Raw genomic sequence first — 15,318 nt, forward strand, 5'->3', positions numbered from 1 at the left:
TCTTCTTTAGAATCATTCTAAATTCCTATCTTTGTGGTCTTAAAACAAGGATTCTTGAACACAATAGCAACTTTAGTTAAAGGAGAAATCGGAATTATTTCTGAGGAATCGTTAGATGTTATTCCGCTTAAATTATTGGAAATGGGATGTTTACCTGGAGTTGAGGTAGAGTTATTACAAGTTGCTCCATTAAAAGATCCATTATATATCTGTGTAAACGGAAGTCATTTAGCAATCAGAAAAGAAATGGCTGCACAGATAAAAATCATTAAAAGCTAAATTATGGAGAACATTAAACCCATAAAAGTAGCTTTAATTGGTAATCCTAATACAGGAAAAACTTCCTTATTCAATCAACTTACTGGTTTAACACAAAAAGTTGGAAATTATCCTGGAGTAACAGTAGATAAAAAACTAGGAACGTGTAAATTATCTAACAATAGAACTGCAATAATTACAGATTTACCAGGAACGTATAGCATAAATCCAACGTCTGTAGACGAAAGTATTGTACTTACATCATTATTAAACACAACAGATAAAGATTTTCCAGATATTATTGTTGTGGTTGCAGATATCGAAAATTTAAAAAGAAATCTCTTTTTATTCTCTCAAGTAAAAGACTTAGAAATTCCAATTATTTTGGCAATTAACATGTCAGATCAAATGGATAGAAAAGGAATTTCATTGGATGTTGAAACCTTGCAAAAAGAGCTTCAAACAGAAGTTGTTTTAATTAGCGCAAGAAAAAATATTGGAATAGATAAAGTAAAAAAAGCCATAGAAAATTGCGCAGAAGTTTCTACAACGCATCCTTTATGTTCAATAAATCATAAAATTGATGGAGATTATTTTAAACAATTAAAAGCAGTAAGTCCAAACCACACTTTGTACGAATTATGGTTAATGATTACTCAAAATAATTTTCCAGATTCTATTACAGAAGAAGAAAAAACAAAGCTTTTAGAGTTTACACAAGATATTTCTAGAGTAAAAAGATATCAGCATAAAGAAACCATTCATCGATATAAACAAATCAATGAAATTTTAAAAAGAACGTACCTATTAGATCGTACAAAAGCCAAAGATTTAAGAGGAAGATTAGACAAAGTTTTTACGCATAAAATATTTGGTTATGTAATTTTCTTCGGAATTTTACTCTTGATTTTTCAATCAATTTTTGATTGGTCTACCGTTCCAATGGATTTTATTGACGCTCAGTTTGCAAATTTAAGTGAGTTTGTTACCAAGCAGATGAGTGCCGGAGTTTTAAGAGATTTAATTACAGACGGAATTATTCCTGGAATTGGCGGAGTCGTAATTTTTATTCCACAAATTGCTATTTTATTTTTATTTGTTGCCATTTTAGAAGAAACCGGTTATATGAGTCGTGTTGTTTTTTTGATGGATAAAATTATGCGTCGTTACGGAATGAGTGGTAAAAGTGTAATTCCGTTAATCTCTGGAACAGCATGTGCAATTCCGGCAGTTATGGCAACAAGAACAATTTCTGGATGGAAAGAGCGCTTAATTACAATTTTAGTAACTCCATTTACAACCTGTTCTGCAAGATTACCAGTGTATGCAATATTAATTTCGTTGGTAATTCCAGATAAGAAACTCTTTGGTTACTTTAGCTTACAAGGTTTTACTTTATTGAGTTTGTATATTTTAGGATTTGCAATTGCAATTATTTCAGCTTTTATGTTGCATAAAGTATTAAAAGTAAAAAGCACCTCTTTTTTTGTTGCAGAAATGCCAAATTATAAATTACCATCCATAAAAAATGTAGTTTTTGATGTAATCGAAAAAACAAAAGCATTTGTTTTTGGAGCAGGAAAAATAATTTTAGCAATTTCTATTGTGTTATGGTTTTTAGCATCAAACGGTCCAGATTCTTTTAACAACGTAGAGGAAAATATTACCAATAACATTGAGAATAGTAATTTATCGCCAGCAGAAATTCAGCATAAAATTTCTTCAGAGAAATTGAAAAATTCTTATATAGGAATTATGGGTAAAGCCATAGAACCTGCAATTAAACCACTTGGTTACGATTGGAAAATAGGAATTGCATTGATAAGTTCTTTTGCTGCAAGAGAAGTTTTTGTTGGAACTTTAGCAACCATTTATAGTGTTGAAAGCGACGACGAAAATAATAGTACAATAAAACAACGAATGCGAGCTGAGATAAATCCAGAAACTGGAGAAAAAAGATTCAATCTTGCAGTTGGTATGTCGTTATTAATTTTCTATGCATTTGCCATGCAATGTATGGGAACTTTGGCTGTTGTAAAAAGAGAAACAAAATCTTGGAAATGGCCAATGGCACAATTAATTGGTATGGGAATTTTAGCTTATGTAGCATCATTTATAACATTTACAATTTTTAGTTAATGCAACAAATCATCGTATATATAATTCTTGCCGCAGCCATTTATTTTTTAGCAAAAAAATTTATTTTTAAGTCTAAAAAAGAAGATGCTTCTTGTGGTTCTGGTTGCGGAAAATGCTAATAGCCAATTCATAAATTTTACGCTTAACAAAAAAGTAATTGATTGTTAATGTAAGAAAATGTATTTTTGGAGACATAGATACAAACTAATCAAAATATAATATCATGAAAAAAAATGTTTTAGTAATTGCATTATTTGCAATAGCAGTATTATTCTCAAACGAAACAACTGCGCAAAAATTTGATCCTTTAGATAAGAGTCCTATGGATGCAGCTGCATTTCCATCAGACTATAAAAACTCAAATAAAATAGTAAAAGTTGTATATAGCCGACCTCAATTAAATGGTAGAAATATCACAAAACTAGTTCCAGAAGGAAAAATGTGGAGAACAGGAGCAAATCAAGCAACTGAAATTACTTTTTATAAAGATGTAAAATTTGGAGGAAAATCTGTGAGTGCAGGTACATATTCTTTATTTACAATTCCTGGAGAAAAAGAATGGACCATTGTTTTAAGTTCAGCCAAAAATGTTTGGGGTGCTTATTTTTATAAAGAAACTGAAGATGTTGTTAGGGTTAAAGGAAAAGTAATGTCTAGTATGGCGCCTATAGAAGCTTTTTCTATGACATTTGATGATGACATGAATTTATACATGGGTTGGGGATATACCGTTGTTAAAGTAACTATTAAATAATATAAAGATGAAAAAAAATATTTTAGTAATTGCATTATTTACAATAGCAGTATTGTTTTCAAATGAAACTACAGCTCAGAAATTTCCTGGATTAGATAAAAGTCCAGCAGATATTGCAATTAAAAGAGAAAGTCGTAATGCTCCACCTACAGTGAAAGTAATATACAGTAGACCACAATTAAAGGGAAGAAGTCTTTCAAAATTAGCTCCGCAAGGAAAAGTTTGGAGACTAGGTGCTAACGAAGCAACAGAAATTATTTTTTATAAAGATGTAACTTTTGGAGGTAAATCAGTGAAAGCAGGAACATATTCAATGTTTGCTATTCCTGGAGAAACAGAGTGGACAATTATCATAAACAAAGATGTTAATGTTTGGGGTCATTTTTCTTATAAGGAAAGTCAAGATGTTGTGAGAGTAACAGGAAAAGTAACAAAGGGTTCTAAAACTGTAGAAGCATTAGCAATTACTTTTTCAAAAGGAGATATGCATATAGGATGGGGAAATACAGTAGTAACTGTTCCAGTAAAATAAGTAATTATCAAATAAATTTATAAAATCCGAAACATCGTTTTCGGATTTTTTTTATGCTTTTAATTTACATACTCTCAAGAAGTTAGTTTTTTTATTAAAAATAGTTCATTTTAAGAGTAACAAATTGGCATAACAATTGTCTTATGGGTAACAAATAAAAAATAAATTAAAATGATTAAAAAAGTATGGATTGCAATTTTCGCAGTCGGATTTGCAGCAACAATTAATGCGCAAGAAGGTTACATTAGGCACAAAAATTGGAATGAATGTTTCTTCTGTAAATGGCAATCAAGACAACCTTGATTCTAAAACAGGATTTGTTTTAGGTGTAACCGCAGAAATTCTTTTAACAGAAAAATTCTCTTTACAACCAGAACTGTTATATTCTCAACAAGGAGCAAAGTCGAGAGGAAATTTTATTTATGATTTAAATTACATCACTTTGCCCTTTATGGCCAAATATTATATCGCTGAAGGATTTTCTTTAGAAGCGGGCCCTCAATTTTCTTTTTTAGTAAAGGATGAATTAATTTCTGATAATAATAATGCAGCTACAGCAAATACAAACGCAGAAAACTTTGATTTAAATATTAATTTTGGTTTAGGATATAAATTAGAAAATGGTATTTTCTTTCAAACAAGATATAATTTAGGATTAATTGCAATTACCGAAACTCCAGATGTTAAAAATGGAGTTTTCCAAATGTCATTAGGGTATCAATTTTAAGATTATAAAAAAGAAACATTTTAAAGCCTTTTAATTTTTAATTAAGAGGCTTTTTGGTTTTTTTACTTATCAAATACACACCAAAAATCACTAAAAAACAACTTATAATTTTTATTGGATTTATATCTTGTGCATATTCAGTTTTACCAAAAGCATAGGCATACACACTTACCATTATAAAACTAATTGCAGGTTGTAAATACACATAACTTCCGTTTACAGAAGGCGACACATAATTTAATGCGTAAATATTAAAAAGATAGGCTAAAAATGTTGTTCCGATTACCACAAATGCAATTGTTGCATAGGTTTCTGCTGTAAATGCCGTAAAGTCTGTTTGTAAAATATCTGGCATTCCGAATGGCAACATAAATAAGAATCCAAATAAAAAGACCCAGCTAATAACGGTTAACGAATTGTATCTTTTCATTAAAGGTTTTACCAAAACCAAATACAAACCATAAGAACAGGCATTTAAAAAAATCAATAGATTTCCTATAAATGAACTGGTTCCTTCGGCTTTGTTTCCATACCAAACTAATAAAACAGCGCCAACTCCACCAATTGTAATTCCGATAATTTTATTGGGTGTGATTTTTTCTTTTAACAGAATTGCACTAAAAACCAATACAACAATCGGAATTGCGGTAATAATAATAGAAGCATCAATGGGTGATGTTAAATTTAATCCATGAAAAAACAATAATTGATTGGTAGCAACACCTAACAATCCACATAAAATTAAAAGTGGAAAATCTTTCTTATTTATTTTCTCTTTGATAAAAGATTTGATAACCCAAAATAAAATTCCGGCACCAACAATTCGTAAAAAAATAAAAGCAGATGGACCAATTTTATTGGGCATAATGCCTTTTGCAATAATATAATTTGCACCGTAAATAAGATTAGCACCTAATAAAGCCAGATGGGCTTTTGCAATATTGTTTTTCAAAATGGTAAAAATTTGCATTACAAATAACGAACATTTTTACCGATTTTATTTCACAAGTATTTTACTTTAATCTTTTAGTAATAAACTGTAACTTTGGCGCTTCTAAAAAGCAGAAAATCACATGCAATACAATCATATTGAGATAGAAAAGAAATGGCAAGAGTTTTGGGATAAAAACCAAACTTTTAAAGCCAGTAATGAATCAGAAAAACCTAAATATTATGTGTTAGATATGTTTCCGTATCCGTCTGGAGCGGGTTTGCATGTTGGGCATCCGTTAGGATATATTGCTAGTGATATTTATGCGCGTTACAAACGTCATAAAGGTTTTAATGTGTTGCATCCGCAAGGATATGATTCTTTTGGCTTGCCAGCAGAACAATATGCAATTCAAACTGGGCAACACCCAGCTAAAACTACAGAAGAAAACATAAAAACATACAGAAGACAATTAGATAGAATCGGTTTTTCGTTTGATTGGTCTCGTGAAGTGAGAACTTCAGATCCTGCATATTACAAATGGACTCAGTGGATTTTTATCCAATTGTTCAATTCTTGGTACAACAAAGATACCGACAAAGCAGAAGATGTTTCTACGTTGATTAAAATCTTTAAAAAAGACGGAAACGCAACAGTAAACGCAGTTTGTGATGAAGACATAAAACCATTTACTGCGGATGAATGGAAAGCTTTTACAAAAGCCGAACAAGAAGCAGTTTTATTACAATATCGATTGACATTTTTGTCGGATACAGAAGTAAACTGGTGTCCGGCTTTAGGAACAGTTTTAGCAAATGACGAAATTGTAAACGGAGTTTCAGAACGTGGAGGTCATCCTGTTGTCAGAAAAAAAATGACACAATGGTCGATGCGAATTTCTGCATACGCACAACGTTTATTAGACGGATTAGAAACTATAGATTGGCCACAACCCTTAAAAGATTCTCAAACTAATTGGATTGGAAAATCAGTTGGAGCATTAGTAAACTTTGAAATCCTATCCCCAGCCCTTTCCGAAGGAAAGGGAGCGCATGCTGACTCTAAAAAAACACCAGGTTATATGACTGGCGGAAATAACTCTTACTTATTGCTTGAAAAAGCGAAAGAAATGAGGGCAAATCCAACTCCTGCAGAAGCTATTTTGTGGAAATCTTTAAAAGGAAAAAAATTAAAAACTAAATTTAGACAGCAACATTTAATTAATGATTTTATTGTTGATTTTGTGTGTCTGTCAAAGAAGTTAATTATTGAAGTTGATGGAAAAATACATGACTATCAATTAGAAAAAGATGAAGCTAGAACTTTAGAATTAGAACAAAAATCTGGTTTTAAAGTGATCAGATTTAAAAATGAAGAAGTAATTGGTAATATTGATGCTGTTTTATCTAAAATAGATTCAGAATTAAGTAATCAAGCATTTCTACTTTCAAAACTTGAACAAAATAGTTCAAAAGAAACGGAATCAACCTCTCTTTCCTCTGGAAAGGGACAGAGGGATAGGATTAGCGTTTTCACAACACGTCCAGATACAATTTTCGGAGTAAGTTTTATGACATTAGCTCCAGAACACGAATTGGTTTCTAAAATTACAACGGATGCTCAAAAAGCAGAAGTTGAAGCCTATGTTAAAGCAACTGCAAAACGTTCTGAACGCGATAGAATGGCAGATGTAAAAACCATTTCTGGTGCTTTTACTGGCGCATATGCAATTCATCCGTTTACGGGAAAACAAATTCCGATTTGGATTGGAGATTACGTCTTAGCAAACTACGGAACAGGAGCAGTTATGGCAGTTCCTTGTGGAGATCAACGTGATTATGATTTTGCAAAACATTTTGAAGCAGAAGGCTTAACTATTCCGAATATTTTTGAAAACGTAGACATTTCTGAAGCTGCGCATGTAGATAAAGAGGGAACTGTAATTGCAAATTCTGATTTCTTAAATGGCTTATCGTACAAAAAAGCGATGAAATTAGCCATTTACGAACTAGAAAAACGTGGATTTGGCGAAGGAAAAATAAACTACCGTTTGCGTGATGCTGTGTTTAGCAGACAACGGTATTGGGGAGAACCTTTTCCAGTATATTATAAAGACGGAATGCCGCAAATGATTGACGAGAAATACTTGCCAATTGTATTGCCAGAAGTAGAAAAGTATTTGCCAACTGAAGACGGAAAACCGCCTTTAGGAAACGCAACAGAATGGGCTTGGGATTCTCGTGCTAAGAAAGTTGTAAGCAACGAAAAGTTGAAAAACAAAACAGTATATCCTTTAGAATTAAACACCATGCCAGGTTGGGCAGGAAGTTCTTGGTATTTTAACCGTTATATGGATTCGCAAAATTCTGAGGAATTTGCAAGCAAAGAATCGTTGGAGTATTGGAAAGAAGTTGATTTATATATTGGCGGTTCTGAACATGCAACCGGACATTTATTGTACGCGCGTTTTTGGCAAAAATTCTTGTTTGATAAAGGCATTGTTCCGGTAGATGAGTTTGCAAAAAAACTAATCAACCAAGGAATGATTTTGGGGACGAGTGCTTTTGTAAGAAAAATGGAGATAATGTATCAAAACTTAAATAAAGAATTAGATCATGAAATAATTTCTAAATATATTTCTAAGTACCCAATATTTATTTCTAATGGATTATGGGAAGGTTTTAAATTTTCAAATAAATTCTCAGATGAAATATTGGAAATAATTAAAGAGAAAGAAAAATCGTATAGTGAAAAGCTGAATAAAGATTTAGGAGTTAAAGGAATTAGTGTTAAAATTTCATATCCAGAAATAAGTTTACATGCTGACGTTTCTTTAGTGAACGCTTCAGATGAATTAGATGTTGAAGGGTTTAAAAATCATCCTTTAAATGCAGATTATAAAGATGCAGAATTCATTTTAGAAGATGGGGTTTATAAAGTTGGCCGCGAAATCGAAAAAATGTCAAAATCGAAATACAATGTTGTAAATCCAGATGCTATTTGTGAAGAATATGGCGCAGATAGTTTGCGTTTGTTCGAAATGTTTTTAGGTCCGTTAGAACAAGCAAAACCTTGGAAAACTTCTGGTATTTCTGGAGTTTCATCGTTCTTAAAAAAATTATGGAAACTGTATTTTAACGGAGAAACCTTTGAGGTTTCTGACGCAGCACCAACACCAGAGGAATTAAAAGTATTGCATAAAACCATTAAAAAAGTAGAAGAAGATATTGAGAATTTTTCTTTCAATACGTCGGTTTCTACCTTTATGATTGCAGTAAACGAGTTAACAGCGTTAAAATGTAACAAGCGTGCCATTTTAGAACCCTTGGCAATTTTAGTATCTCCTTATGCACCGCATATTGCAGAAGAAATATGGAGTTTGTTAGGAAATAAAGAATCTATTGCAATGGCCAATTTTCCTGTTTTTGATGCAAAATATTTGGTAGAAAGTGTGAAGAATTATCCGGTTTCGTTTAACGGAAAAATGCGTTTTACACTAGAACTTCCTTTAGATTTATCAAAAGAAGAAATTGAAAAAATAGTAATGGCACACGAAAAAACAATCGCGCAACTCGCAGGGCGAGAGCCAAAAAAGGTGATTATTGTTCCGGGTAAAATCATAAACATCGTCGGCTAGCACACGTAGTTTGCTTTTGGCATTTAGTTTGTTTGTGGAGAAAAAAAATGAAAGTCATTACGCTATTTGTAATGGCTTTTTTATTTTGAGTATCTTGTACACTTAAAAAATATCTAAAATGAAAATGAAATTGCTTTTATTTATTGGCGTTTTCGGAATGCTTTTTGTAAGTTGTTCTCAAGAAAAATCAATCAAAGAATATATGGTAGATTCTTGGGAAACATCTTATTTAAAAATTGAGATGAGTACATTTCAGAAATCAGATTCTACATTTGTTTTCGAAGATGATTTTAAAAATAATCCACCGAGAAGAGCACAATCTAAATATAATAAAGATGGTACTTTTTCTGCTTGGTATATCAACCCAGAAGGAGAAAAAAAAGAAGAATCAACGGGAAAATGGAAAGTAAAAAAAGATTCTTTATATATTGAGTATTTTTATGGCGGTAGAGACGTAAAGGTTTCTTATCACATTAAAAAAACAGCAGAAGGATTTATAGGAAAAAGTAAATTTGATTGGGATAACGATGGTTCTTTTGATGATTTTTTAACAATGAAAACTAAACGTATTCAAGCTCTAAAATAGTGTCTATTTTTAAAAACATATCCTTACGAATTCGTATTTTCTTAGCGATGATTTTATTGGTGTTATTGGCATCAATTTTAATTGCTGGGGTTACTATTTATCAATACAACGAACAAACCATAGATTATAATATTTCTCGTTTTGGTAGAAAAGAACAGTCTGTTTTATCGAGCATAGATTTTGAACTTAAAAGAGAAACAAGAGAACCGCTTACTACAGAAAATTTAACTAAAATTTTTCAACATAGAATTTACGAAATTTCAACAACGCACAAATTAAACATTTCTATTTTTGATTTAGAAGGAAACTTACTTATTACATCAAATACTATAAATTCTTTCGACACAACAAAGGAAGAACAAGCATTATCTGGGCAGATTTTAGAAGATTTAGAAACACTTCCGTCGCACAGAGTTTTTAGTAATGTGGTTGTTAATAGTATTAGCAACGAAACTTCTTATACTTACATCACCGATTTAAAATTTAAGAGGATTGGCGTTCTAGAATTAAAGTTTTCTCAAGATAATTATGAAGAAGAAAAGGAGTTGAGAGAGTTTATGATGCGATTGGCATACGTATATTTATTTATGTTTGTAATAGCCATTGCATTGGCTTATTTCTTATCGAGTTATATTACAAGGTCTATCAAAACAATTTCTGACAAGATTCATAAAACCAAATTAAATAAACGAAACGAAAAGATAGAATTTAGTTCTGGAGGATCAGAAATTAGCACGTTGGTTAATGCGTACAATAGAATGATTGACGAGCTGCAAGAAAGTGCATCAAAATTAGCACAAAGTGAACGAGAACAAGCTTGGCGAGAAATGGCAAAACAAGTTGCTCACGAAATTAAAAATCCGTTAACTCCAATGCGATTATCGGTACAAAGTTTTGAACGAAAATTTGATCCAGCAGATCCAAATATCAAAGAAAAATTAACTGAATTTAGTCAAACTTTAATTCAGCAAATAGATGTAATGAGCTCAATTGCATCAGCATTTTCTGATTTTGCTAAAATGCCAATACAAAATAAAGAAGAAATTAATGTAATTGAAGTTGTAAAACATGCATTAGACATTTTTAATGAAGACTATATTTCATACTCTTTTACAGATGATTCTTTGATTGCAAATCTTGATAAATCACAATTAATTAGAGTGGTTACCAACCTAATTACAAACGCAAGTCAAGCAGTAGAGCAAACAGAAAATCCAAAAATTGAGGTTCATGTTTCATCAGAAAATAATACCATAAAAATTGCTGTGACGGATAATGGAAAAGGAATTGATGATGCAGTAAAAGAACTCATATTTGAACCAAAATTTACAACTAAATCTAGCGGAATGGGATTAGGTTTAGCAATTATAAAAAAGATTATTGAAGCCAATAACGGAACCATAAATTTTGTTTCTACAAAAGAAAAAGGAACAACATTTACCGTAACGCTTCCAAAAAATTAAAAATATGCAGTACAAAAACTTACTAATTACTATTGAAAATGGTTGTGCAATTATTACGATTAATCGACCAAAAAAATTAAACGCATTAAACATAGAAACCATAGAAGAATTACATGAAGCTTTTAACGAGTTGGATGTAAACAATGCTGTAAAAACAATTGTTGTTACCGGAAGTGGAGAAAAAGCTTTTGTGGCTGGAGCAGATATTTCTGAGTTTGCTCATTTTTCTGTTGAAGAAGGCGAAGATTTAGCTAGAAACGGACAAGAAATTTTGTTTGATTTTGTTGAGAATTTATCAACCCCAGTTATTGCAGCGGTAAACGGTTTTGCTCTTGGTGGCGGATTAGAATTAGCAATGGCAAGTCATTTTAGAATTGCTTCAGACAACGCAAAAATGGGATTACCAGAAGTTTCTTTGGGCGTAATTCCTGGTTATGGAGGCACACAACGTTTGGCGCAATTAGTTGGTAAAGGAAGAGCCATGGAAATGGTAATGACTGCCGGAATGATTTCTGCTGAAGAAGCAAATAACTTCGGATTGGTAAACCATGTTACAACACAAGAAGAATTGTTGCCTTTAGCAATGAAGTTAGCTAATAAAATATCAAGAAATTCTACTGTTGCCATTAGCTCAGCAATCAAAGCAATAAATGATAATTATAAAGATGGTGTAAACGGATTTGAAACAGAAATTACTGAATTCGGAAATTGTTTTGGAACCGAAGATTTTAAAGAAGGAACAACGGCGTTTTTAGAAAAAAGAAGAGCAGATTTTCCAGGAAAATAAAAAAATGTTGTCATTGCGAGGAAGAATGACGAAGCAATCTTTTTATAATGATGAGATTGCTTCGAGCCTAGCAATAACAAAGCAATCTTGAATCTTGAATCTTATTTTAGACCATTCCATTCTGCATAAAATTGCTCTAAAAACTGCTCCATATATAAATGCCTATCAGCAGCGATTCGTCGTCCTGTAGAAGTATTCATTTTATCTTTTAATAGCAACAATTTTTCATAAAAATGATTGATTGTTGGCGCATCCGATTTTTTATATTCTTCTTTAGACATTTCTAAATTCGGAGCAATTGCTGGATTGTATAATGCTCTATTTTTAAATCCGCCATAATTAAAACAACGTGCAATTCCGATAGCGCCAATGGCGTCTAATCTGTCTGCATCTTGAATTACATCTAATTCTGGCGAGGTAAACTTTTCTCCTTTTTCTAAACTAGATTTAAAAGAAATAAAATTGATAATATTTTCGATGTGTAAAATTACAGCTTCATCAACTTGTTGATTTTCTAAAAACTCTCTTGCTATTTTTGGACCAATAGCTTCATCGCCATCGTAAAATTTTGCATCGGCAATATCGTGTAACAAAGCACCAAGAGCAACTATAAATTCATCAACATTTTCATCTTTAGCAATCAACAAAACATTTTTATAAACACGTTCTATATGAAACCAATCGTGTCCACCTTCAGCGCCTTTCAATGTTTCTTTTACAAAAGCAATGGTGTTTTTTATAATTTGTGGTTTGTTCATCGGATAAAAATAAAAAAAAACCACGTTAATCAACGTGGTTTTTATCTAATAATCTTTTTATCAAAAAGTCTATCAATCTAAATTAGATTAACAAAACTCGTCGTAAGCTTGTGCTAAATTTTGTGCAATTGCTTGAGCAGATCTTCCTTCAATATGATGACGCTCTAACATGTGCACTAAATTACCATCTTTAAACAATGCAATTGCTGGTGAAGATGGAGGAAAAGGAATCATATATTCTCTTGCTTTTTGCGTAGATTCTTTTTCTACACCTGCAAAAACAGTAGTTAAGTTTGTTGGCTTTTTATCTGCTCCTAAAGAAGCAATTGCTCCAGGTCTTGCTGTTCCGGCAGCACAACCACAAACTGAGTTTACCATTACTAAAGTGGTTCCTTCTTTTGCTAAAGCAGTATCAACATCTTCGGCAGTATATAAAGCTTCAAAACCAGCGTTTACTAATTCGTCGCGCATTGGTTTTACTAATTCTTCTGGGTACATAATCTATAAATTTTAAGGTACAAAGATACAGATAAAAATCAGGAAACAAAACAAACAGAAACTAACAAATTGTTAACTTTTATAGAAAGCAATTATATGTATCTTTGAAGCTTTTTAAAACGATAATTGAATGGGGAATTTTACCAAATGGTTAGGAGCAGGATTAGGATTTACGTTGGGCGGACCGATTGGAAGTATTATTGGGTTTGCAGTTGGAAGCTTTGTTGATGGATTTTCTAAAGATGATATTTTAAAAGAATTTCAAGAAAGTAATTCTGGAAGAACTTCTGGAAATACACAATCTGGAGATTTTGAAATTAGTTTACTAATTTTAGCTTCTGTTGTTATAAAAGCAGATAAGAAAGTAGATCAACGCGAGTTAGATTTTGTAAGAACTCAGTTTGTAGGAATGTACGGAAAAGAACGCGCAAACCGTGCATTTAAATTATTTAAAGGAATTATTAAGAAAGATGTTTCTGCACATCAAGTTTGTGTACAAATACGTCAGAATATGCCGCATGCTTCAAGATTGCAATTGATTCATTTTTTATTCGGAATTGCAAAAGCAGATCAATTTGTAACAGGTTCTGAAGTAGAGGAAATCAAAAAAATTGCTGGGTATTTAAACATCAATCAGTACGATTATGAATCTATCAAAGCAATGTTTTATGATGAATCTGATAGCGCATATAAAATATTAGAAATCACAAAAGAATCTTCGGATGATGAGCTTAAAAAAGCCTATCGAAAAATGGCAAAAAAATATCATCCAGATAAATTGCAAGATTTAGGACTAGAACATATCAAAGGCGCAGAAGAAAAGTTTTTACAGATACAGAATGCCTATGAGAAGATTAAAAAAGAACGCGGAATTATTTAATCCATGTGCTTTCATATATATAAAAAAATATACAACTCTTCTACACTTTACAAGTGTAAATACTAGAACTTTACAAATATGAATACTAAAAATGTTTATGATGTTATTGTAATAGGAGGTGGTCCTGCCGGTGGACAAGCTTCTAGAAACCTTGCAAAAAAAGGTCATAATGTTTTGTTAGTTGAACGTAGCCAAGATTTCAGTCAAAATGATTTTTCTAGTGCAGGGATGACTTTCGAGCCTCTTAAAGAATTTGACCTTCCCGACTCTATTATTGGTGCGTATTGGAGTGATATTATTATCCAATGCTCCAAAGAAAAATATCATTGGAAAGGAGAGTCGGCTAAAGGAGTTGTCTTAAGTTTTAAAAAATTACGTCAGTTTTTAGCAGATGATTGTGTTGCTCATGGAGGAACCGTATTGATGGGACATCGCTACCTTAAAAAGGAAGTGATTAAAGATGTTGTTTATGTTGAACTCTTAAATACTGAAACTTCAGAAATTGTGAAAGCAGAAGCGAAGATAGTTGTAGATGCAACTGGGCCTTTAAGAAAAGTTATGTATGATGAGAAAGAAGAACAACCTCAAATGGTTCTTGGTAGCGGAACAGAATACTTAATTGAGGTTGAGCAAGAAGTATATGACGAGTACAAAAACAAGCTTGTTTTCTTTTTAGGGCATAAATGGGCAATCAAAGGATATTCATGGATTTTTCCTATGGAAAATCGGATTCTAAAAGTGGGAGCAGGAAAGACACATATAAAGTCAAAAGATCAAGAAAAAACAAATAAAACCACTAAAAAAATCACAGAAAAAATTATTGCTGAATATATAAAAACTAAGAATTTCAAAATACTTGATAAACATGGCGGAATATTAAGGTATAGTGCTGGATTGAAAGATAAGTTTTATCATAATAAAGTTATTGCAGTCGGAGATTCAGTTTCTGCAATTAATCCTCGAGGAGGTGAAGGAATTAGGTACGCAATGCAAACAGCAGATTTAGCATGTCAATATATTGATGAGTATTTAACAAAAGGAAGTACAGATTTTTCTAAGTATCGTAGAAAATGGAGAAGGAAAAAGCTTTTAAAATGGAGACTTAGTGAATTTTCTGGAAGAAGAATGTATAGCAGGTATACAGATTATCAAATTGAGAATAGGGTTAAATATTTTCATCAAAAGTTTAGTATTAACGATTTGATTCAGAGTTTATTTAATTTCAAATACAACAAGGTTTTTGGTAGAGTATTTCAAATAATCGCCTTAAAGTTTAGCTCTTTTATAAAAGGGGAAAAGTTTTAGCTTTCATTTTTTACAAACATAAACACTAAACATCTTCTAAAAGATGTTTTTTTATACAATAGA

General features: G+C 31.8%; 15 protein-coding genes. 12 read left to right on the top strand and 3 right to left on the bottom strand.

Going from position 1 to position 15,318, the window contains the following annotated elements:
• The first annotated feature begins 54 nt into the window (after nucleotides 1-54).
• The 6 genes from ABDX67_RS02325 (at nucleotide 55) to ABDX67_RS02350 (ending at nucleotide 4,410) form a co-directional block, all read left to right on the top strand.
• Entirely contained in the window at nucleotides 55-279 is a 225-nt protein-coding gene (locus tag ABDX67_RS02325) for a FeoA family protein (protein ID WP_347173261.1), read from the top strand.
• A gap of 3 nt (nucleotides 280-282) precedes the next feature.
• Entirely contained in the window at nucleotides 283-2,397 is a 2,115-nt protein-coding gene (gene feoB / locus ABDX67_RS02330; protein ID WP_347173263.1) for a ferrous iron transport protein B, read from the top strand.
• Nucleotides 2,397-2,516: a FeoB-associated Cys-rich membrane protein gene (locus ABDX67_RS02335; RefSeq protein ID WP_347173265.1), complete on the top strand. Its 120-nt coding sequence runs from the start codon at nucleotides 2,397-2,399 to the stop codon at nucleotides 2,514-2,516. The genes feoB and ABDX67_RS02335 overlap by 1 nt, the downstream gene beginning before the upstream one ends.
• 104 nt (nucleotides 2,517-2,620) lie before the next feature.
• Nucleotides 2,621-3,151, top strand: a complete 531-nt coding sequence (locus ABDX67_RS02340) for a DUF2911 domain-containing protein (RefSeq protein WP_347173266.1) — start codon at nucleotides 2,621-2,623, stop codon at nucleotides 3,149-3,151.
• Between the two features lie 7 nt (nucleotides 3,152-3,158).
• The gene (locus ABDX67_RS02345; RefSeq protein WP_347173268.1) at nucleotides 3,159-3,683 is read left to right on the top strand and encodes a DUF2911 domain-containing protein; all 525 of its coding nucleotides are present in this window, start codon (nucleotides 3,159-3,161) and stop codon (nucleotides 3,681-3,683) included.
• A 226-nt stretch (nucleotides 3,684-3,909) separates the two neighbouring features.
• Nucleotides 3,910-4,410 (top strand): porin family protein, encoded by a 501-nt coding sequence (locus ABDX67_RS02350; RefSeq protein WP_347173270.1) that lies wholly within the window; start codon nucleotides 3,910-3,912, stop codon nucleotides 4,408-4,410.
• Between the two features lie 37 nt (nucleotides 4,411-4,447).
• Here ABDX67_RS02350 and ABDX67_RS02355 read toward each other — a convergent pair whose 3' ends face one another.
• Complete coding sequence (locus ABDX67_RS02355; RefSeq protein ID WP_347173272.1) at nucleotides 4,448-5,362, bottom strand: DMT family transporter; 915 nt, start codon at nucleotides 5,360-5,362, stop codon at nucleotides 4,448-4,450.
• Between the two features lie 121 nt (nucleotides 5,363-5,483).
• On the opposite strand from ABDX67_RS02355, the gene ABDX67_RS02360 reads away from it, so the two are divergent.
• The 4 genes from ABDX67_RS02360 to ABDX67_RS02375 all read left to right on the top strand — a co-directional run bounded on the left by ABDX67_RS02360 (nucleotide 5,484) and on the right by ABDX67_RS02375 (nucleotide 11,814).
• Nucleotides 5,484-8,978, top strand: a complete 3,495-nt coding sequence (locus ABDX67_RS02360; RefSeq protein WP_347173273.1) for a leucine--tRNA ligase — start codon at nucleotides 5,484-5,486, stop codon at nucleotides 8,976-8,978.
• A gap of 118 nt (nucleotides 8,979-9,096) precedes the next feature.
• On the top strand, nucleotides 9,097-9,564 hold the full coding sequence (locus ABDX67_RS02365; protein WP_347173274.1) for a hypothetical protein: 468 nt from the start codon (nucleotides 9,097-9,099) through the stop codon (nucleotides 9,562-9,564).
• A gap of 47 nt (nucleotides 9,565-9,611) precedes the next feature.
• Nucleotides 9,612-11,027, top strand: coding sequence for a sensor histidine kinase (locus ABDX67_RS02370; RefSeq protein WP_347173718.1), 1,416 nt, complete (start codon nucleotides 9,612-9,614; stop codon nucleotides 11,025-11,027).
• 4 nt (nucleotides 11,028-11,031) lie between these two features.
• Entirely contained in the window at nucleotides 11,032-11,814 is a 783-nt protein-coding gene (locus ABDX67_RS02375) for an enoyl-CoA hydratase/isomerase family protein (RefSeq protein ID WP_347173275.1), read from the top strand.
• A gap of 101 nt (nucleotides 11,815-11,915) precedes the next feature.
• Here ABDX67_RS02375 and ABDX67_RS02380 read toward each other — a convergent pair whose 3' ends face one another.
• The gene (locus ABDX67_RS02380) at nucleotides 11,916-12,572 is read right to left on the bottom strand and encodes an HD domain-containing protein (RefSeq protein ID WP_347173276.1); all 657 of its coding nucleotides are present in this window, start codon (nucleotides 12,570-12,572) and stop codon (nucleotides 11,916-11,918) included.
• A gap of 87 nt (nucleotides 12,573-12,659) precedes the next feature.
• Complete coding sequence (locus ABDX67_RS02385; protein ID WP_347173278.1) at nucleotides 12,660-13,070, bottom strand: BrxA/BrxB family bacilliredoxin; 411 nt, start codon at nucleotides 13,068-13,070, stop codon at nucleotides 12,660-12,662.
• A gap of 130 nt (nucleotides 13,071-13,200) precedes the next feature.
• Here ABDX67_RS02385 and ABDX67_RS02390 point away from each other — a divergent pair, with 130 nt between their 5' ends.
• Together ABDX67_RS02390 and ABDX67_RS02395 are read left to right on the top strand one after the other, a co-directional pair.
• Entirely contained in the window at nucleotides 13,201-13,950 is a 750-nt protein-coding gene (locus ABDX67_RS02390) for a TerB family tellurite resistance protein (protein WP_347173280.1), read from the top strand.
• A gap of 78 nt (nucleotides 13,951-14,028) precedes the next feature.
• Nucleotides 14,029-15,255 carry an NAD(P)/FAD-dependent oxidoreductase gene (locus ABDX67_RS02395; protein WP_347173281.1) on the top strand — a complete coding sequence of 409 codons (1,227 nt, stop codon included), beginning with the start codon at nucleotides 14,029-14,031 and terminating at the stop codon, nucleotides 15,253-15,255.
• Nucleotides 15,256-15,318 lie beyond the last annotated feature (63 nt).

Origin of the sequence: Polaribacter uvawellassae, assembly GCF_039748955.1 — a bacterium.
Taxonomy (GTDB): Bacteria; Bacteroidota; Bacteroidia; order Flavobacteriales; family Flavobacteriaceae; genus Polaribacter; species Polaribacter uvawellassae.

Bases quoted from the DNA above. Each gene is read 5' to 3' on its own strand.
- ABDX67_RS02370 (WP_347173718.1), top strand. From the start codon at position 9,612: ATGATTTTATTGGTGTTATTGGCATCAATTTTAATTGCTGGGGTTACT.
- ABDX67_RS02345 (WP_347173268.1), top strand. From the start codon at position 3,159: ATGAAAAAAAATATTTTAGTAATTGCATTATTTACAATAGCAGTATTG.
- ABDX67_RS02365 (WP_347173274.1), top strand. From the start codon at position 9,097: ATGAAAATGAAATTGCTTTTATTTATTGGCGTTTTCGGAATGCTTTTT.
- ABDX67_RS02335 (WP_347173265.1), top strand. From the start codon at position 2,397: ATGCAACAAATCATCGTATATATAATTCTTGCCGCAGCCATTTATTTT.
- ABDX67_RS02385 (WP_347173278.1), bottom strand. From the start codon at position 13,070: ATGTACCCAGAAGAATTAGTAAAACCAATGCGCGACGAATTAGTAAAC.
- ABDX67_RS02350 (WP_347173270.1), top strand. From the start codon at position 3,910: ATGCGCAAGAAGGTTACATTAGGCACAAAAATTGGAATGAATGTTTCT.
- ABDX67_RS02340 (WP_347173266.1), top strand. From the start codon at position 2,621: ATGAAAAAAAATGTTTTAGTAATTGCATTATTTGCAATAGCAGTATTA.
- ABDX67_RS02395 (WP_347173281.1), top strand. From the start codon at position 14,029: ATGAATACTAAAAATGTTTATGATGTTATTGTAATAGGAGGTGGTCCT.
- ABDX67_RS02390 (WP_347173280.1), top strand. From the start codon at position 13,201: ATGGGGAATTTTACCAAATGGTTAGGAGCAGGATTAGGATTTACGTTG.
- ABDX67_RS02380 (WP_347173276.1), bottom strand. From the start codon at position 12,572: ATGAACAAACCACAAATTATAAAAAACACCATTGCTTTTGTAAAAGAA.
- ABDX67_RS02375 (WP_347173275.1), top strand. From the start codon at position 11,032: ATGCAGTACAAAAACTTACTAATTACTATTGAAAATGGTTGTGCAATT.
- ABDX67_RS02360 (WP_347173273.1), top strand. From the start codon at position 5,484: ATGCAATACAATCATATTGAGATAGAAAAGAAATGGCAAGAGTTTTGG.
- feoB (WP_347173263.1), top strand. From the start codon at position 283: ATGGAGAACATTAAACCCATAAAAGTAGCTTTAATTGGTAATCCTAAT.